This is a genomic window from Planctomycetota bacterium, from assembly GCA_033763975.1.
Taxonomy (GTDB): Bacteria; Planctomycetota; Phycisphaerae; order Phycisphaerales; family UBA1924; genus RI-211.
Genome location: JANRJM010000014.1, coordinates 43165 through 61102, shown reverse-complemented (window position 1 = coordinate 61102; position 17938 = coordinate 43165). Strand labels below are relative to the sequence as shown.

General features: G+C 71.7%; 17 protein-coding genes. 11 read left to right on the top strand and 6 right to left on the bottom strand.

All coding sequences use genetic code 11. The annotated features are described in order from the left end of the window. Positions 1–20 precede the first annotated feature (20 nt). The gene (locus SFY69_09420; GenBank protein ID MDX2132260.1) at positions 21–785 is read right to left on the bottom strand and encodes a DinB family protein; all 765 of its coding nucleotides are present in this window, start codon (positions 783–785) and stop codon (positions 21–23) included. A gap of 65 nt (positions 786–850) precedes the next feature. Here SFY69_09420 and SFY69_09415 point away from each other — a divergent pair, with 65 nt between their 5' ends. From SFY69_09415 to SFY69_09390, 6 genes are all read left to right on the top strand, one after another. Then, positions 851–1246, top strand: coding sequence for a hotdog domain-containing protein (locus SFY69_09415; protein ID MDX2132259.1), 396 nt, complete (start codon positions 851–853; stop codon positions 1244–1246). A gap of 9 nt (positions 1247–1255) precedes the next feature. Continuing rightward, positions 1256–1864 carry a phosphoribosylglycinamide formyltransferase gene (locus tag SFY69_09410; protein ID MDX2132258.1) on the top strand — a complete coding sequence of 203 codons (609 nt, stop codon included), beginning with the start codon at positions 1256–1258 and terminating at the stop codon, positions 1862–1864. 39 nt (positions 1865–1903) lie between these two features. After that, positions 1904–3412 carry a PDZ domain-containing protein gene (locus SFY69_09405; GenBank protein ID MDX2132257.1) on the top strand — a complete coding sequence of 503 codons (1509 nt, stop codon included), beginning with the start codon at positions 1904–1906 and terminating at the stop codon, positions 3410–3412. 59 nt (positions 3413–3471) lie between these two features. Then, positions 3472–4494: an FAD-dependent thymidylate synthase gene (gene thyX, locus SFY69_09400; GenBank protein MDX2132256.1), complete on the top strand. Its 1023-nt coding sequence runs from the start codon at positions 3472–3474 to the stop codon at positions 4492–4494. Positions 4495–4787: 293 nt separating this feature from the next. Beyond that, positions 4788–5672, top strand: coding sequence for a PEP-CTERM sorting domain-containing protein (locus SFY69_09395; protein ID MDX2132255.1), 885 nt, complete (start codon positions 4788–4790; stop codon positions 5670–5672). Between the two features lie 484 nt (positions 5673–6156). After that, positions 6157–7044 (top strand): PEP-CTERM sorting domain-containing protein, encoded by an 888-nt coding sequence (locus SFY69_09390; GenBank protein ID MDX2132254.1) that lies wholly within the window; start codon positions 6157–6159, stop codon positions 7042–7044. A gap of 141 nt (positions 7045–7185) precedes the next feature. Here SFY69_09390 and SFY69_09385 read toward each other — a convergent pair whose 3' ends face one another. Then, positions 7186–7719, bottom strand: a complete 534-nt coding sequence (locus SFY69_09385; GenBank protein MDX2132253.1) for an adenine phosphoribosyltransferase — start codon at positions 7717–7719, stop codon at positions 7186–7188. An 81-nt stretch (positions 7720–7800) separates the two neighbouring features. Between SFY69_09385 and SFY69_09380 the strand changes: the two genes are divergently transcribed. The 5 genes from SFY69_09380 (at position 7801) to SFY69_09360 (ending at position 11870) form a co-directional block, all read left to right on the top strand. Then, positions 7801–8145: a co-chaperone GroES gene (locus tag SFY69_09380; GenBank protein ID MDX2132252.1), complete on the top strand. Its 345-nt coding sequence runs from the start codon at positions 7801–7803 to the stop codon at positions 8143–8145. After that, on the top strand, positions 8142–9548 hold the full coding sequence (gene aroA, locus SFY69_09375; GenBank protein ID MDX2132251.1) for a 3-phosphoshikimate 1-carboxyvinyltransferase: 1407 nt from the start codon (positions 8142–8144) through the stop codon (positions 9546–9548). The genes SFY69_09380 and aroA overlap by 4 nt, the downstream gene beginning before the upstream one ends. Beyond that, positions 9545–10066, top strand: a complete 522-nt coding sequence (locus tag SFY69_09370) for an asparaginase domain-containing protein (GenBank protein ID MDX2132250.1) — start codon at positions 9545–9547, stop codon at positions 10064–10066. The genes aroA and SFY69_09370 overlap by 4 nt, the downstream gene beginning before the upstream one ends. A gap of 90 nt (positions 10067–10156) precedes the next feature. Then, complete coding sequence (locus SFY69_09365; protein ID MDX2132249.1) at positions 10157–10939, top strand: MotA/TolQ/ExbB proton channel family protein; 783 nt, start codon at positions 10157–10159, stop codon at positions 10937–10939. A 16-nt stretch (positions 10940–10955) separates the two neighbouring features. Then, positions 10956–11870 (top strand): flagellar motor protein MotB, encoded by a 915-nt coding sequence (locus tag SFY69_09360; GenBank protein MDX2132248.1) that lies wholly within the window; start codon positions 10956–10958, stop codon positions 11868–11870. On the opposite strand, the gene SFY69_09355 is transcribed toward SFY69_09360, so the two are convergent. The 4 genes from SFY69_09355 to SFY69_09340 all read right to left on the bottom strand — a co-directional run bounded on the left by SFY69_09355 (position 11867) and on the right by SFY69_09340 (position 17924). Beyond that, on the bottom strand, positions 11867–13138 hold the full coding sequence (locus tag SFY69_09355; protein ID MDX2132247.1) for an amidohydrolase family protein: 1272 nt from the start codon (positions 13136–13138) through the stop codon (positions 11867–11869). The two genes, SFY69_09360 and SFY69_09355, sit on opposite strands and share 4 nt — an antisense overlap. Further along, positions 13135–14559: an amidohydrolase family protein gene (locus tag SFY69_09350; GenBank protein MDX2132246.1), complete on the bottom strand. Its 1425-nt coding sequence runs from the start codon at positions 14557–14559 to the stop codon at positions 13135–13137. The genes SFY69_09355 and SFY69_09350 overlap by 4 nt, the downstream gene beginning before the upstream one ends. 77 nt (positions 14560–14636) lie before the next feature. Then, on the bottom strand, positions 14637–15638 hold the full coding sequence (locus tag SFY69_09345) for a hypothetical protein (GenBank protein ID MDX2132245.1): 1002 nt from the start codon (positions 15636–15638) through the stop codon (positions 14637–14639). Positions 15639–15680: 42 nt separating this feature from the next. After that, positions 15681–17924, bottom strand: coding sequence for a protein kinase (locus SFY69_09340; GenBank protein MDX2132244.1), 2244 nt, complete (start codon positions 17922–17924; stop codon positions 15681–15683). Between the last annotated feature and the right edge of the window lie 14 nt (positions 17925–17938).

The following is a 17938-nucleotide window of genomic DNA, read 5'->3' as shown; positions in this document are numbered from 1 at the left end:
ACAGGCCCGCTGGAACCAGTCTACCGCGCACACCCGCAGGCGGAAGCCCCCGGCGTCGATTCCGCCGGCGCCCGCCCCAGCATGAGATCCAGTTTCCGGACCAGGAACCCGCAGTGGTGCTCCAGGTGCCAGGTGTACATCGCCACGAGGTCGCGGACGCTCAGGGGCCCCAGCGTGGGGTGCATGCCCCGGCGCTCCAGCGCGGCGGGCTCGAGCGACAGCAGCCACTGGCTCGTCCACTGGCGCAGCGTGTGGATCGTCGCGAGCGGGCCCCCGAGGGCCTGCATGACGCGCGCGTGGTCGCCCTCGGGCGTCTCCGCGTACCCCTCGTGCACGTTCCCGTACATGTTCGCGTCGATGAACGCGTTCTCGTCCCACTCGGTAAAGAGCGGGCTGTCCTCCGCGACGGCCCGGCGCATCCGGTGGATCGCCGCCAGGTCGGCGTCGGCGATGTGCCCGAGCAGCACGCGCACGGGCCAGCGCCCCACGCCCGCGTCGGGCAGGAAGGCCTGGTCGATCTGGCGCTCGGAAAGTTCGAAGACGCGCCGGTCCACGCTCTCGATGCCGCGCCGGAACCGCATGATGAGCCGGTCGGTCTCGATCACTTTCAACTGCTCGACGGTCATGGACGTCAGGGGCTCGCGGGCCGTCTTGCAGCACCCGCCGCCCTGCTTGCCCGACCCGCCGCAGCAGCCTTCGCTTTCTTTGCCCGGGCTCTTGGCGCTCCCGCCGCAGCAGCCGCCCCCGCCCGTCGCTGCGCCCGACTCCGCGTGCGTCTGTTCCATCTGAGCGTCCCTCGTGTGGTGAACAGACAGGGTAGCGCCCCGCGTCGTGCCCGCTACCCTCCGCCATGCCCCCGCCCACCACCGGCAGCCGTTCGCTTGCCCTGCGCGTCGCGACGCTTCCCCGCGACACCAACCACTACGGGACCGTCTTCGGCGGGGTCATCCTGTCCTACCTCGACCAGGCCGGATTCGTCGAGGCGCGCCGGCACGGGCAGCACCGCTGGGTCACCGCGGCCCTTGATCGCGTCGAGTTCAAGTCTCCCGTTCATGTCGGCGATGTCGTCAACTTCTACACCACGACCTCCAAGACCGGCACCAAGAGCGTGACCGTCGAGGTCGAGGTCGAGGCGGAGCGATTCACCTCCGGCGAGTGCGTGAGCGTCACCAAGGCGACGATGGTCATGGTCTCGGTCGACGCCGCGGGCAAGCCCATCCCGTTCCGCGATCCCCCGACCGTCTGACCGTTCGCCATGCCCGACGCAACGCCCACCCCGACCAACGCCCCGCCGCGCCTGGCCGTCTTTGCTTCCGGGGGCGGGCGGACGTTCGGGAACCTGCACGATCGGATCCGCGCGGGCGCGCTCCGCGCAGAGATCGTCGTGCTCGTCGCGTCGTCGCACTGCGGCGCGCTGGCGAAAGCGTCTGAACGGGGCGTCCCCTCCGAGGTGCACCCCGGCGAGATCCCCGCCGACCGTCTCGCCTCGATCCTCGCGCCCTACCGCCCGGACTACCTCGTGCTCGCGGGGTACCTCAAGAAACTCCACATCCCGCGCGGCTTCGAGGGACGCGTGGTGAACATCCACCCCGCGCTCCTGCCGCGCCACGGCGGCCCGGGTATGTACGGGCGCCGGGTGCACGAGGCCGTCCTCGCCGCCGGCGACACCGAATCCGGCTGCACCGTTCACCTGTGCGACGACGAGTACGACCGGGGCGAGATCATCGTGCAGCGCCGGTGCCCGGTGCTGGCGGACGACACGCCCGACACGCTCGCCGCCCGCGTGTTCGCGGAAGAGTGCGAGGCGTACCCCGCCGCGTTGACGATGCTCTTCGAGAACCGGCGCCCACCCTCGGGCGTCTGAAGAGGGCGTGCGCCGCCCCGGCGTCCGAGAACAGCACCCGTGCAGCCACAGCGCTCCATCTTCGTCCGTCTCGTTCTCGCGGCGATGCTCGCGCTCGCGGCCCCGCACGCCGCGCGGGCGCTCGCGCAGCCCGAGGCCCGCGACCCCGACCGGCAGGCCCTCGCGAACGACTATTTCCGTCGGGCGCTCGAGGCGTTCAACCGCGCCGACTACGCCGCGGCCGAGGGCTTCTTGCGCCGGCAACTCGCCATCCAGCCCCGCAACTTCGTGATCCACTACAACCTGGCGTGCTGCCGCTCGCTGCAGGGCGACGCGCCCGGCGGGCTGGAGTTCCTCGAGCGCGCCATCGAGCTGGGCTTCTCCGACATCGCGCACCTGCGCCGCGACACGCACCTCGCGCGCGTGCGCGAGCTGCCCGGGTTCACGCGGATCGTCGACAACTGGCCGGCGATCCAGGCCGCGGCCCTCGAGGCGAACCTCGCGCACCAGAAGTCGCTGCTCACCGGCACGTACCGCGAGTGGCGCGACGACCGCCTGCGCCTGGTGTACCTCTCCGCGTACAACGGCGAGTCGGACGCGAAGGTGAGCGACGAACTCGCGCGCCTCGCCGACTGGTGCGAGACGACCGCGATGCCGGGCGTGCTCTCGGACCCCGACGCCGCCAACGACGCGTGGGTCATCGTCGTGCTCCCCACACAGAAGGACTTCGACGCCTGGACCACGTCGGTGTACGGGCGCACCGCCGTCCGCGGCACGAGCATGATCGCCGGCTCGTACGAGCACGACTCCAAGCGGCTGGTCGCCATGGACCTGGGGGCCACGCTCCGCCACGAGTTCCTGCACGTGCTGCACTGGCGCGCGATGACTCGGCGCGGCCAGGCCCATCCCATCTGGATCATGGAGGGCCTGTGCAGCCTCGCCGAGGACTACGACCTCGCGCCCGACGGTTCGGTCCGGCCCGTGCCCTCCTGGCGCACCAACACCCTCCGACGCATCGAGCGCATCGGCACGCTCATGCCCATCGAGGACCTCGCCCGACTCAGCCAACTCAAGTTCACGTCGTCGCGCCCGCTGGCGCACTACGCCATCGCCCGCGGCGTCTTCCTGTACCTCGCCCAGCGCGAGCGCCTGGGCGCGTGGTACACCCACTACACGACGAACTACCGCGACGACCCCAGCGGCGTGAAGTCGCTCGAGGTCGCCCTCGACATGCCCATCGAGCAGATCAACGCCGACTTTCGCGCCTGGGTCCGCGCGCTTCCCGAGGTCGCCGAAGAGATCGCGCCCGGTAAGGCCAGCCTGGGCGTCGAGGTCGAGAACGGCAGCGGCGACGGGCCGGTCGTCCGCTCCGTGCGCCGACGAAAGGCCGATCCCAAGGTCGACCTGCGCCCGGGCGACGTCATCACGGCGGTGGGGGGGCGGCCGACCCGCGACCTCGCCGAACTCGTCCGCGTGCTGAGCAGTTTCGAGCCCGGGGAAGCCGTCGAAGTGTCGTACCGGCGCGTCCGTCTGGTCGGCACGACCACCGTCACGCTGGTCGCGAAGTAGACGGGCGCCGGCGCGCCACGCTGTCAGTCCGATCCGCCCGGGCGCTGGTACTGTCGCGCATGACCGACCCGCTCCGCTCGTCCTCGCCCCCGCCGGGGCCGGCCCACCCGTCAACGCCCGCGGGCGCGGCCCCGGTGCGCGTCGAGGCCCCGGACACCCCGCCCGCGCAGCGCCCCATCGAGCGCACCGACCCCGAGCGCCCGTTCCGCGACGTGATGGGCGGAGCCGCCCGCATGCAGATCGGCGTGCTCGACCACGGGTTCATCGCGCTGGTGGACGCGATGCCGCGGTTGGTGCCCGAGGGGCAGACGGCCGACGCGGCGATCGTGCAGGCCGCCCGCGTGTCGTACGGGCAGGGCACCAAGCAGGTGTCGGAAGATCGCGGGCTGATCCGGTACCTGCTGCGTCACCGGCACACGACGCCGTTCGAGATGATCGAGTTCAAGTTCCACATCGCGATGCCGATCTTCATCGCGCGCCAGTGGATCCGGCACCGGACGGCGAACGTGAACGAGTACTCGGCGCGGTACTCGATCGTCCGCGACCGCTTCTACATGCCCGAGGCCGAGAACGTGCGCAAGCAGTCGCGGGCGAACCGGCAGGGGGGCGAGGAGACGTTCGCCGCGGACGAGTCCGCGACCGCCGAGGCCTTCGTGCAGTACCTGCGTGACGCCGAGGCGTTGTACGAGCGGTACCTGTCGCTCACGCAGGCGGGGGTGTCGCGCGAGTTGGCGCGCATCGGGCTGCCGGTGAACGTGTACACCGAGTGGTACTGGAAGTGCGATCTGCACAACATCCTGCGATTCCTGGCGCTGCGTCTGGACGCGCACGCGCAGATGGAGATCCGCGTGTACGCCGAGGCGATGCTGCGCCTCATCGAGCCGATCGTGCCGCTGACGGTCGAGGCGTTCCGCGACTACGAGCTGGACAGCATCCGCCTGACCCGCGCGGAGGTCGAGGCCATCCGGGCGCATCGCGGCGGGGTGGCGCCCGACATCAGCGCGTCCAACGCCCGCGAAGCCGCGGAGTGGCACGCGAAGCGCGGGACGCTGAACCTGGGCGGGGCGTCCGGGGGGGCGTGACCGGGCTTGCGGGGTGCTGTTGGCCGAGCCCCCATGGGGCTTGGCGGGCATCCGGGCGAGCGCGCGAACCTTTTTGGGCGTGACGAACCCCGCGCCGGAGGGCAGGAGTGGGTCTTTTTTGGATTTTGTGTGGGTCGATTGATGACCGAATCAGCAAAAACCTCACGCCAAAGGGAAAAAAACCTTGCCGAGGACGGAAGACGCATCACGTTCACAGTGGGTCAGGAACGAGTCGTTCGTTCTCCGCGTGTAGAGGGATTTTCGTCCCACCTAGAACTTGTGAGGAGATTGTCATGAAGAACGTGATCGGGATGATTGCTGTCGCCGGCCTGGCTTCCGTCGCCATGGCCCAGGGCCAGACGGAGCTTCGCTACGAGGCCCGCATCGCCAACCCCGGCAACAACACGGGCTGGACCTCGAACCTGAACGCCGCCCCCGGCGACACGATCGAAGTCCGCGCGGTGGTCTCGTACATCGGCCAGGCGGCCCCCGTCGCCCTCGGCCAGATCGTCTTCCAGCCCGTGCAGAGCAACTGGGTCGCTGGTGACACGCTGATCACCACCGCCGGCACCCCCGGCAACAACGGCATAGGCCCCGTCGGCGGCAACACGAACAACGGCTTCGTCAACGACGAGCCCGGCGCGTACGGCCGCATCACCCCCTGGGCTGCGAACGCCACCACGACCTCGACATTCCTCCGCGGGCACGTCCAGAACGTCAGCGGCGGCACCTTCCTCCGCATCGCTCGCGCCGACGTGACGAACTTCATCGGCGTGGGCGCCTCCTCGGGCGCTGGCGCGGCGAACAACACCAACGGCGGCGGCGGCGTCTCGATCGCCCAGGGCAACATCGGCCCCGCTCGTCCGACCAACTTCCCGCCCGCCGTCCTCGGCACCAGCGGCCTGGTCGTCTTCAAGTACGGCTTCACGCTCTCCTCCGACACCGCGCTCCGCACGATCACCGTGACGACCCCCGCGCAGGGCTTCGGTCGCTCGACCGCCGCCTCGAACTACGGCGCGGACAACACCCGCTGGTTCTCGAGCTCGTCGGACTCGACCCCCGGCTCGATCGTCACCAGCCCCTTCGCCGTTGACGCCGTGATCAACGTCGTCCCGACGCCCGCCTCGATGGCCCTGCTGGGCCTGGGCGGCCTGATGGTGGCTCGCCGCCGCCGCTAATCGCTCTTCGCAGTTCTACGCGGGAGACACCTCTCCCAGAGACGCGATGACTCGCCCCCTTCCGGACCTCCGGGAGGGGGTTTTTCATTGCGCCCGATGGGCCCGACCACCACGTTTCAGCCCTCGCCGCACGCCGGCGACGTCAAGAAAACGTGAATTCCAGCGGCTTCGAAGGCGATTTGGCAACCCGTCCCACAGAATCGGAGCCAAACCACCAAACAAAGAACGTAAAGTGTGTTTTTCGCTCGTGGAAACGGGGAAATTTGAGGGGGCATCATGCCCCCGGAGCGAGGGGTTGCGCACGGCTAGCCGGGGCGGTCGAGGGCCTGGGACGGGGGCGGCCGCGCCAAATCTGCCGGAACGCTCTCAAAATCATCTTGCCGTCCAGAATGGCTCCTGCTATTCTCCGCCTCGGTCAGGAACGAGTCCTTTCGTTCTCAGTGTGCAGAGAGACAGACAGGTACCCATTTGGGAGGAGATTGTCATGAAGAACGTGATCGGTATGATTGCTGTCGCTGGCCTGGCCTCGGCCGCCATCGCCACGACGGGTGATACGGAGCTTCGCTACGAGGCCCGCATCGCCAACCCCGGCAACAACTCGGGTTGGACCTCGAACCTGGACGCCATGCCCGGCGACACGATCGAAGTTCGCGCCGTGGTGTCCTACGTCGGCACGGGCTCGCCCGTCGCCCTCGGCCAGATCGTCTTCCAGCCCGTGGTCTCGAACTGGGGCGCCGGTGACTCGGTGATCACCACCGCGGGCACCCCCGGCAACAACGGCATCGGCCCCGTCGGCGGCAACACCAGCGGCGGCTTCGTCAACGACGAGCCCGGCGCGTACGGCCGCATCACCCCCTGGGCTGCGAACGCCACCACGACCTCGACCTTCCTGCGTGGCCACCTCCACAACATCAGCGGCGGCAGCTTCCTCCGCATCGCCCGTAACGACGTGACGAACTTCATCGGCGTGGGCGCCTCCTCGGGCGCCGGCGCGGCGAACAACACCAACGGCGGCGGCGGCGTCTCGATCGCCCAGGGCAACGTCGGCCCCGCCCGCCCCACCAACTTCCCGCCCGCCGTCCTCGGCACCACGGGCCTGGTGGTCTTCAAGTTCGGCTTCACCCTCTCCTCGAGCACCGACGTCCGCTCGCTGACCGTCACCACCCCGGACAACGGCTTCGGCCGCTCGACCTCCGCGTCGAACTACGGCGGTCCCAACACCCGCTGGTTCTCGAGCCTCTCCGACTCGACCCCCGGCTCCATCTTCACCACCCCCTTCGCCGTTGACGCCGTGATCAACGTCGTCCCGACCCCCGCCTCGATGGCCCTCCTGGGCCTGGGCGGCCTGATGGTGGCCCGCCGCCGCCGCTAAGTTCTCTTCGCTTCTTCTACCGGGAGTCTTCCTCCCATAGACGCAAGTGACTCGACCCCTCTCCGGTACCCCGGGGAGGGGTTTTTCTTTTCACCCGCACGGTGTTACAAAAAGCACGACCTACGCGGCCCGTTGATGAATCTAATACGTCAGCACCGCGTGCACCTCGGCGTCCGCCGGCAACTTGGCTCTCCCTCGCAGCCCGGCGAGCTCGATGAGCACGGTCATGCCGACGATGCCCGCGCCCGCGGCGGCGGTCATCTCCGCGCAGGCCCGCAGCGTGCCGCCCGTGGCGAGCAGGTCGTCGACGAGCAGGACCCGCTGCCCGGGGCGGAGGGCGTCGGCGTGCATTTCCAGGCGGTCGGACCCGTACTCGAGGTCGTACGACACGCCCCGGGTGGCGCGGGGGAGTTTCCCGGCCTTGCGGACGGGCACGAACCCCGCCGAGAGCGCCTGCGCGATCGCCGTGCCGAAGATGAACCCGCGCGATTCGGCGCCGACGACGGCCTCCACGCCCCGGCCCCGGAAGGGGTTCACCATGAGTTCGACGGCGAGCGCGAGGGCGCGCGGGTTCCCCAGCAGGGGCGTGAAGTCCTTGAACGTGACGCCGGGCTTGGGGAAGTCCGGCACGTCCACGATCAACGCCTCCAACGACCGCACGATCGAATCGCCCACGCGTACCTCCCGGGCCCGGCCCGCCCCAGCGTAGCGGGCGGAGCCCCCGCGCGCCATCGCCCCGGGCATAGCATCACGGCGATGGCTACACGAGAACCCGAAGGCTCCGCGGCTCGCGCCATCGAGACCGTCGAGCCGATCGGCAAGCGCGTCCTGATCCGCAAGGACGACGACAAGAAGCAGACCAAGAGCGGGATTCACCTGCCGGACAAGATCGAGATCCCCACGATCACGGGGCGCGTGGTAGCCGTGTCGGCGCAGGTGGAGCGCGACGCCGATTACCCGATCCGCCGGTACGACCGCGTGCTGTTCAACCCGAAGCACGCGATCCCCGTGGACTTTGAGGGCGACAACCGGCTGTGGGTGGTGCCGGTCGAGGACGTCGTCGCTGTGTTCCGGCGCGACGGGCAGGACGGCGCGCCGTGAGCGGCGCGGGCGGGAGCGAGGGCGAGATGCTGGCGGCCCTGCGCGGGCCGCTGGAGGCGCTCCCCGATCCGCTCCCGCTGCCCTGCGCCCATGGGCGGAGCGTGGCGGTCGACATCCGCCCGCCGGGGTCCAAGAGCCTGACGAACCGCGCGGTGCTGCTGGCGGCGTTGGCCGAGGGGCACAGCGAAATCCGGGGGGTGCTCGACGGCGCCGAAGACAGCGAGGTCATGCTGGCCTGCGTGCGGGCGTTGGGCGCGACGGTGGAGCGCACGCCCGGGGCGGTGCGCGTGCGGGGGGTTGGCGGGCGCTGGCCCGTGCCGCCGGGGGGCGTGACGCTGGACTGCCGCAACGCGGGAACGGCCGCGCGATTCCTGGCGGCGGCGGCGCTGCGGGCGTCGGGCCCGGTGACGATCGACGGCTCGCCCCGCATGCGTGAGCGGCCCATCGGCGAACTCGGCGAAGCGCTGGGGGCGCTGGGGTGCGGCGTGGAGTATCTGGGCACGCCCGGCAGGCCTCCGGTCCGCATCACCCCGCCGCACGCGGGGGCCCCGGTGCCGGACCCGCTGACGCTCGGGCCGACGCAGTCGAGCCAGTTCGTGTCGGCGATTTTGCTGATGGCGCCGTGGCTGGGTGGGCTGACGGTGCGGCTGACGGGCGTGGTGACGAGCCCGGCGTACATCACGATGACGCTCGGGCTGCTGGCGCGGCTTGGGGCGACCGCGCGGACGTCGGACGATCTGCGCCTGATCCGGGTGTTCAGCGAGCACGCGGGGCTGGGGGCGTTCTCGTACGACGTGGAGCCCGACGCGAGCGGCGGGACGTACTGGTGGGGGGCCGGGGCCCTGCTGGCGGGGGGCGCGGTGGGGGTGGAAGGTCTGGACACGTCGTCGCTGCAGGGCGACGCGGAGTTTCCGGACGTGCTGGCGCGGATGGGCGCACGCGTCGACCGGGTGGGACGGTGCGTGCGGGTGTGCGGGCCGGCGCGCCTGGAGCCGGTGACGGCGGATTGCTCGGCGATGCCGGACGCGGCGATGACGCTGGGCGCGGTGGCGTGCTTCGCGGGCGGGACGAGCCTCTTGCGGGGGTTGCGGACGCTGCGGGTGAAGGAGAGCGACCGGCACGAGGCGATGTGCCGCGAGTTCGCGAAGCTGGGGGTGCGCGTGGAAGCGCCCCCGGGCGAGCCGGACGCGATGCGCATCACCCCGCCCGCGCGGATGCGCGAGGACGCGGTGGAGTTCGACACGTACGACGACCACCGGATGGCGATGTCGCTGGCGCTGGTGGCGTTGCGCCGGCCGGGCGTGCACATCCGCAACCCGGGCTGCGTGCGCAAGACGTACCCGGGGTTCTGGGCGGACTTCGCGCGGCTGTACGATCCCGGTCAGTCGGAGCCACACCCGTGAGACAGGTCACGATCATCACCACCGGCGGCACGATCGAGAAGACGTTCAACGAGCGCTCCGGCGCGCTGGAGAACACGCGGTCGATGGTGCACCGCATGCTGCGTCGGCTGCGCCTGGAAGAGACGCGGGTGAACGTGGTCGAGCTGATGAGCAAGGACAGCCTGCTGATGACGGACGACGACCGCACGCGGATCGCCGAGGCCGTTCATGCGTGCGGGGGCGGGCACGAGCTCTCGACGGAGGCGTCGGGGATCGTGGTGCTGCACGGGACGGACACGCTGAACCTGACGGGCGAGGCGCTGGTGCGCCGGTTTCCGGCGCCGCGGGTGCCGATCGTGCTATCGGGGGCGATGCGTCCGTACGAGGTGACGCGGTCGGACGCGCTGCAGAACCTGACGGAGGCGATCTTCGCGACGGGCGTGCTGGGGCCCGGGGTGTACTGCGTGGCGCACGGGCGGGCGCTGGCGTTCCCCGGAGTGGTGAAGGATCGCGAAGCGGGGACGTTCGTGCGCCGATAACCGGAACCTGCGGATCCGCTGGGACGGGCGAAGACGCCGCGTGAACTGACCGATACCTCTCGTACGCGCCGCCGCGTGAGAGGTACGTCCATGGACAAGAGCAGCGTCATCGGGAGCCTGTTGGGCGTCGCGTGCTGTGCGGTCGTCGGCTTCATGGCGTCGGGCGGCAACTGGGGGATGTTCTACTCGCCCAAGGGCGTGATCATGGTGTTCGGCGGCACCATCTCGGTCATCTTCATGGCGATGCCGATGGACCGGATCTCGCAGATCCCCGGGTACGTGAAGCGGTTCTTCTTCGACAAGGGCACCCGCCCGGCCGAGGTGATCAAGATCATGGGCAAGCTGGCCGAGCGCGCCCGGCGCGACGGCATCCTGGCGCTGGAGTCGGAGATGTCCTCGATCAAGGACCCGTTCCTCCAGGCGAGCCTGAAGATGGCCGTCGACGGGGTGGAGCCGGGGAACATCGAGTCCACGTGCCGGATGGAACTGCTCGCGATGCAGGACCGGCACAAGGCCGGCAAGAAGTTCTTCGACCTGATCAAGCTGTACTCGCCCGGGTACGGGCTGGTGGCGACGCTGATCGGCCAGGTGGGCATGTTCGGCGGGCTGGCGGACGCGGAGATCGGTCACCTGGGTCACATGCTGGCGGTGGCGGTGGTGGCGACGATGTACGGGACGGTGCTCGCCAACGCCGTCGCGGGGCCGATGGGCGACAAGCTCTCGCTGCGCTCGGGTGAAGAAATCCTGGCGCGCGAGATGATGCTGCAGGGCGTGCTGTCCATCCAGGCCGGCGACAACCCGCGCATCACCGAAGAGAAGATGATGGCGTTCGTCCCCGCGCCGACCCGCAACAAGCTCCGCGTCGCCGCCTGACCGGCCGGAGGTTCCCGTGAGCGAGCACGAGCACAAGGAAGGACACGAGGGCGGGGGCTCGCACGGCGGCGGGGGCGGGCACGCCCCGCACGGCGGGGGTCACGAGGAAGGGCACGAGGGCGCCCCGGAGTGGCTCATCTCCTTCGCCGACATGGTCATGCTCATCATGGGCTTCTTCGTCATCCTGCTGGCGATGAACATGCAGAAGAACACCGCCGGCGGGATCGGCGGCGAAGCGGAGATGGGCGGCGCCAAGTCCGACGTGCTCATGGAGTTCGTCCTGTCCGTCCGCGAGGGGTTCAACAACCCCGTCGACCTGAAGTCCAAGCGTCCCGAAGACCAGGCCCTCATCCGCTACCTGCTGCGGCGCAGTTCCGGCACCACCAGCGAGGACGCGCCCAGCGGCGGGCACAACAAGGTCCAGAGCCTTCCCGCGGGCACCAAGGCCACCATCACCGGCGTCATCCCCTTCGACGATCGATCGACCGTCATGGGCGCCGCCGAGCGTGCGATCGCGGTGGACCTTGCCACCCGCCTCAAGGACCAGCGCTGGGTGATCGAGGTCCGCGGGCACGTCAGCCCGTTCGAGGTCATGCACAACCCCGTCCGCGCACGCCAGCTTTCCTACGAGCGTGCGCAGAACGTCGGCCTCGCGCTCGTCGAATCCGGCGTGCGCTGGGAAGCGCTGCGCCTGGTCGCCTGCGGCGATGGCCAGCGCGTCGTCCCCCGCGCGTTCGATCGCGACGAGGACCGCACCAACCAGCGCGTCGAGATCATCGTCACGACCGACCTGATCCCCGACGATCCGTACGCCAGGCCGGCGGGCACGCCTCGACAGTCTCCCGACGCGGCGAGCCCGGCCCCGGGCGACGCGCCCGCGCCGGCGCCCGAGCCGCGAGCGACGCCGCCGGGCGGGCACAGCCCGCACTAGCGCGGCGTGTCGTCGTACACGCGCCCGTCGATCACCACGCCCACGCACTTCGTGCGGTACTCGAAGGGGTCGGCGTCGAAGAGCGCAAGGTCGCCGTCCATGCCGACGCGGATCGACCCGACGCGATCGCCGATGCCCAGGATCGCCGCCGCGTCTCGGGTGACCGCGGCGAGCGCTCCCTCAAAGCCCAGCCCGTGCGCCGCCGCGACGGCGGCCTCGAAGATCGCCATCCGCGCCTTGGGCACGTAGCTCTCGTACCCGCCCTGGATGGCGACCGGGATCCCGGCCTTGGCGAGCACGCCCGCCGTCTCCCACGACTGGTTCTCGAGTTCGCCGTACGCGCGTGCCATCGTGGGATGGATGAGCACGGGCACGCCCGCGGCCTTGATCTCGTCGGTGCGCAGAGGCGCCTCGGCGGCCCCGTCGAGCACCACGCGGATCTCGAACTCACGCGCCACGCGCAACGCCGCGTCGATGTCCTGGGCGCGGTTGCACGTGATGAGCAGGGGCACCTCGCGGCGCACGACGCGGTCCATCACCTCTTCACGCAGGTTGCGCGTGCGCTCGTCGGCCTTGGCGGCGGGCGTGGCGCTGTCGGGGTCGGGCGTTGCGTCGGCCTTCGGCTCGGCGTCGCGCGCTGCCTTGCGGACGCGCTCGCGCGCGCGGATCAGCTCGTCGCGCAGCATGGCGATCGCCTTCGCGCGGGTGCCGGGCGCGCCCCCGCCCCGCTGGGCGCCCGGGCCGATGGTCGCGGCGACCGCGGCCGTCTCGACGAGCGTGGATAGCTCGACCGGCTCGCCGGTGGTCTTGATGACCGCCGTCTGCCCGGAGACGAGTTCGCCCGGGGCGTGCCCGGTGTGGATGGTCGTCATGCCGAGCGACCGTGCGTAGGCGACGAGCGGGTCGAGCGGGTTGAACGCGTCGATGGCGCGGAGCTCGGGCTGCATGGCGCCGGAGGTCTCGAGCTGGTCCTGGTCCTGACGCTGGTTGAGCAGCCCCGACACGCCGATCGTGCAGCGGGCGTCGATGAGCCCGGGCGTCGCGACGGGCGCGTCGATGACGCGGTAGCCCTCGGGGATGGGCGTGCTCGAGGCGGGCCCGACGGCGGCGACTTTGCCGTCGGTGATGACGACGACCGCGTTGTCGAGCCGCCCCGTGCCCGGGGCGCTCATGGTGTGCAGCACGCGCGCCCGCACCGCGACCTGCGCGATCGTGCACGACGTGACGCACGCGAGCACCAGGCCCGCGACGACCGTTCGAACGCTCATTGCCCGCCCTCCTGCTGCGAGCGCCAGACCCACACGCCCCCCGCGCCCTCGGCGCAGCAGAGGTAGGGCTTCTGCGGCTCGCCCGCGCCGAAGCCCCCGACCGCCCAGAGGCGGTCCTTCGGGTCGGCACGGTCGAACACCTTGACGCCCTCGACCCACGTCTGCTCGACGACGGTGTAGACGCTGAACGGGTCGCCGCTCAGCACGACGAGGTCGGCGTCCTTGCCGGGCTCGAGCGTGCCGACGCGATCCGCCAGGTCGAGCATGCGGGCGCCGTCGATGGTGAGCGCCCGCAGCGCCCCGGCCTCGCTCATCCCGCCCCGCACCGCGAACGCCCCCGACCGCAGGAACAGGCGCGAGTCCGTGATCCAGTCGTCCGTGTGGATGCACACCGAGGCGCCCGCACGCTCGAGCGCGCCGCCGGTCGTCCACGAGAGTTCCGCCGCCTCGAGCTTCCCGCCCGGACTGTCGATCACGATCACCGACGTGCCCAGCACCTTGCCGCCGGTCTCGCGCTCGGCCCGGGCGATCTCGCCGGCCACCTTCCAGGCCTCGCTGGCGTGGTGCAGCACGACGCGGAAGCCGAACTCGCGCTGCAGGCGCAGGACGGTCATGATGTCGTCGGCGCGGTGGGTGTGGTGGTGCACGATGCGCGTGCCGTCGAGCGCTTCGCCCAGCGCCTCGAGCGCGAGGTCGGGCGCGGGGGCGGCGTCGGGCGTGTTGTCTCGGGCGGCCCGGTCCTTCTTCGCGCGGTACGCCTGCGCGTCGATGAAGCGCTGACGCACGAGGGCCGCGGACTTGCCCCGCGTGCCCGGGAACGGCGCCCCGCCGATGGAGTTCGTGCCGTTGGCCATCTTGATGCCGCCGAGCGGCGTGCCCGTCTCGCGCGTCGCGTTGGGGGCGTAGATGCACAGGTCCTCGATCGAGCGTGCCGCGCCGGGTCGCGTCCGCAGTTTCAGGTACACCGTCTGCCCGCTCAGCAGGTGCCCGGAGCCGGGCATCACGTTCACCGTGGTGATTCCGCCCGCGATGGCACGGCGGAAGCCGGGATCGAGCGGGTTCAGCGAGTCCCACACCCGCACGTCGGGCTGGATCGGGCCCGACGAATCGGCGCCCGCCGCCCCGCCGATGTGGCTGTGCGTGTCGACCAGCCCCGGCAGGATCACCTTGCCGCTGACGTCCACGCGCGTGGCGTTGGGCGGGAGGGGCGTGTCCATCGGGCCCACCCGGAGGATCTTCCCGCCCTGCACGACTACCACGCCCCGGTCGAGCGCCTCGCCCGCGACCGGGACGACCCGCGCCCCGACGAACGCGACGGGCGTTTCCTGCCCGTGCGCGGGCGAAGCAGAGCCGAGCAGACCCCCGGCCCCGAGCACGGCCCCGAGCACGACGCCGACCAGCCGCTGCACGATGTCCCGCATGCACGCTCCCTCGCCCCGCCTCACCCGTCCGACGCGGCGCTCCGCAGCGTAGCGGATCACGCCCCGTCATGCGGGTGTCAGGCCCCGGCGGAGCCGGTCGGGGCGGGCGCGCCGTCGAACATGAGATCGAGCGCCCGCTCGTACACCCGCCGCGCCACGCCGGCGCCCGACGGGGTGCCGGCGAGCGCTTCCATCATGACGCCGCTGTTGACCTCGAGCACGCGCCAGGCGGCTCCGACGCGGACGACGTCGACGCTGCCGAAGGTGAGGTTCATGGTGCCCGCGGCGCTGAGCGCGAGGCGCCGCGGCTCGGCGAACGCCTCGTCGTCGGGCGCGTGGAGCTCGATGGACGCGCCCTGCCCCAGGTTGTGGCGCCAGTTCACCACGCGCGTCTCGCCCGGGGCGGGGCGGTCGCGCAGCGCCCCGGCGGTCTCGGCGTCCATCGTCGCGAGCAGGCGCGACAGTTCGCGGGTCAGCCCGCCGCGCGCCACGAGATCGCCCAGCAGTTCCAGCACGGTGCGGACCCCGTCGCCAACGACCGCGGGGCGGACCTTGGAGTACATGACCTCGCAGCGTCCGGCCAGCACGACGAACCTGGTTTCGGCGTCGATGGGCACGAACGGGCAGAGCGCCACGCTGCGCCCGCGTTCAAACAGCGCGAGCGCCGCCGCTTCCAGCGCCACGTGCGAGCGCGCCCGCTGCACGTCGCGTCCGCCCGTGCCGGTGTTGTCCTTGACGACCACGTCGCGCCCGTGCGCCTCGAAGAACTCGAGCATGCCCCGCCAGTTGCCCGGGTGACGCACGTACGCGGACAGGTCCGGGTTCAGGAAGAGCCGGTGCTCGACACGCGCCAGCCCCGCGGCGCCCAGCACCTCCGACGTGGCGGCCTTGTCGCACGCGATCGCGTGCGTGGCGGCGGAGTTGAGGTCGAACGCGTACCCGTGGACGCAGCGCACGACGCCCCCGCGGGCCAGCCGCAGCACCCAGCCCTCCGAGAGGGCGGTCACTTCCACGCCCCGCGCGCGGGCGGCCTCCTGCAAGATCCTGGACATCGCGCGATCGACGTTCAGTTCGCTCATGCCGCTCTGCGCCTCACGGTGCGGTCTCCTGTGCGCCGGCGCTTACAGCCCGCGCGCCTCGCGGAAGCTCGCGATGAGCAGGCTCAGCCGCTCGCCCGAGGCATCTCCGGGCGGGGCCGTCCGGGCCGCCCGCACGAGTTCCGGGTACATCCGCTCGGCGCGGCGCATCCAGAGCACGCCGCCCGGCCCGCGCCAGCGCTGGGCCGCGTGCTCGGCGCAGGCGAGGTGGTACGCGCGATGCCCTGTCGCGACGGCGAGTTGGGCGGCGGGATTCTCCTTGAGCCATCCCGACGCCGCACGCCGCACCGCCTCGGGGATGAGGTACGCCGTCTCGCCCGGGCCCCCGCCGGCGTCGAGCGTCCACAGATCGAACAGCCCCCGCAGCGCGAGCTTGGTCGCGACGCTGGCGGCCCGCGTCTCGCGCACGGTGGGGGGCGCGCCGTCGGGGTCGTCCGCCGCGGGATCGGGGAAGGACTCGCGCGCCCCGCCGACCGCGGCCAGACCCCGCGCGGAGAAGGGCCCGGCGAAGCTCGACGCCGCGAGGAGCACGGCCAGTTCGCCCGGCGCGAGCATGTCGAGCAGCCAGCGGGCGAGCAGGCCCTGCACGCCGTCGGGTGGGAGTTCGCGCAGGCCCGAGACGCCCAGCAGGCGGGCGCGCTGCTCAAGCCGCTCGCCCAGGTCGGAGAGGGGCACGCTCGCGGCGACGCCCGCGAGCAGGTGCAACACGCCGGGCCACCCGCCTACACGCTGGCAAAGGAGCGCGGCGGTGCGTGTGATCTCGGGCGTGAGCGCGCCCAGGCCCGGGTCGGCGGCGCGGAGGCGCTCGAGGAACACGCGGGCCGCGTCGAGGCGGTCGGATGCCCCGCGGGCGACGTCTTCCGGGTCCGGGCAGGCGAGCCCCGGGATGGTGACGACGCCCTCGCCGGCGAGCCCGAGCGCGGTGCGCGCGGTGGCGATGACGCGCACGTTGGGGCAGGCCCCGAGCAGTTCGTGCACCAGCCCGGCGCAGGCGGTGGGCGCGTTCTCGCACGTGGTGAGCACGATGATGGCGCGCCGGGCGCCCAGGCGCGACAGGACGGCGTCGAGCCCCGCCCCCGCCGCCCCGCGGGCGCCGATGGCAAAGCCCACGCTCAGCGCGGGCACGTCGTTGCCGGGCTCGGGGGGCACGGGCGCCAGCCAGGCGCCGTGGGTGACGCCGCTCCGGGCCGCCGCGGCCGCCGCTCGCGCCACCCGCGCCCGCCCCGACCCGCCCGGCCCGACGAGCGTGACCAGTCTGGACAGCCCGGCGAGGCGCACGGCCTCGGCGACCTCGCGCTCGCGGCCGATCGGCGCGGGCTCTGCCGGCAGGTTCCCGTCCGACGCGGGCCAGTCCTCGCCCGTGGGCGCGTTCGCGACCACGACCCGCCCGCCCCCGGAGGCGCCCCGCAGGTCGTGGATCGCCTTCTCGAGCGCCTCGCACGCCCAGGCCATCGTCTCGGGGCGATCCGACACGTCTTTCTTCAGGCAGCGGCGGACCAGATCCAGCACCCGCGCGGGCGTGCGCGCGGGCAGGGCGGCCCAGTCCGGCTCGGCGTGCAGCGTCGCGGCCAGCGCGTCGGCGAGCGACTCGCCCGCGAACGCCGCCCGCCCCGTGAGGCACTCGAAGATCACGCACCCGAGGGCCCAGAGGTCGGTGTGGTGCGTCACCACCCGCCCCCGTGTCTGCTCGGGCGACATGTACCCGGGCGTGCCCACGATCATGCCCGAGGTCGTGGGCTTGGTGCCGGGCGAGAGCATCACGGTCGGCGCGTCGGTGTGCACCACGCGGCGTACGTCGCCCGCCATGGCGATGCCGAAGTCGAGCACCTTGACGACCCCGTCGGGGCGCAGCTTGATGTTGTCGGGCTTGAGGTCGCGGTGCACTATGCCCCGCTGGTGGGCCGCGTCGAGGCCGCTCGCGACCTGGCGGCAGACCGACAGCGTCTCCTCGACGCTCATGGGCTCGCGCGAGACTTTCTCGGTGAGCGTCGGGCCCTCGACGTACTCGAGCACGATGTACGTCTGACCCTCCTGGTGCTCCAGCCCGTAGATCGACGCGATGTTCGGGTGATTGATCGCGGCGAGCGTGCGGGCCTCCTGCTCGAAGCGCTCGCGCCGGCGCGGGTCCTGCGAGACGTCCGACGGGAGGGTCTTGACCGCCACCGCCCGACCGAGCTTCGTGTCGTGCCCGAGGTACACCACGCCCATGGCGCCCCGCCCAAGTTCACGCTCGATCAGATAGTGTGTGACAGCCTGCAGTTTCGGCATCCCCGGCTCTCTCG

Bases quoted from the DNA above. Each gene is read 5' to 3' on its own strand.
- SFY69_09420 (MDX2132260.1), bottom strand. From the start codon at position 785: ATGGAACAGACGCACGCGGAGTCGGGCGCAGCGACGGGCGGGGGCGGC.
- SFY69_09415 (MDX2132259.1), top strand. From the start codon at position 851: ATGCCCCCGCCCACCACCGGCAGCCGTTCGCTTGCCCTGCGCGTCGCG.
- SFY69_09410 (MDX2132258.1), top strand. From the start codon at position 1,256: ATGCCCGACGCAACGCCCACCCCGACCAACGCCCCGCCGCGCCTGGCC.
- thyX (MDX2132256.1), top strand. From the start codon at position 3,472: ATGACCGACCCGCTCCGCTCGTCCTCGCCCCCGCCGGGGCCGGCCCAC.
- SFY69_09395 (MDX2132255.1), top strand. From the start codon at position 4,788: ATGAAGAACGTGATCGGGATGATTGCTGTCGCCGGCCTGGCTTCCGTC.
- SFY69_09390 (MDX2132254.1), top strand. From the start codon at position 6,157: ATGAAGAACGTGATCGGTATGATTGCTGTCGCTGGCCTGGCCTCGGCC.
- SFY69_09380 (MDX2132252.1), top strand. From the start codon at position 7,801: ATGGCTACACGAGAACCCGAAGGCTCCGCGGCTCGCGCCATCGAGACC.
- SFY69_09365 (MDX2132249.1), top strand. From the start codon at position 10,157: ATGGACAAGAGCAGCGTCATCGGGAGCCTGTTGGGCGTCGCGTGCTGT.
- SFY69_09355 (MDX2132247.1), bottom strand. From the start codon at position 13,138: ATGAGCGTTCGAACGGTCGTCGCGGGCCTGGTGCTCGCGTGCGTCACG.
- SFY69_09350 (MDX2132246.1), bottom strand. From the start codon at position 14,559: ATGCGGGACATCGTGCAGCGGCTGGTCGGCGTCGTGCTCGGGGCCGTG.
- SFY69_09345 (MDX2132245.1), bottom strand. From the start codon at position 15,638: ATGAGCGAACTGAACGTCGATCGCGCGATGTCCAGGATCTTGCAGGAG.
- SFY69_09340 (MDX2132244.1), bottom strand. From the start codon at position 17,924: ATGCCGAAACTGCAGGCTGTCACACACTATCTGATCGAGCGTGAACTT.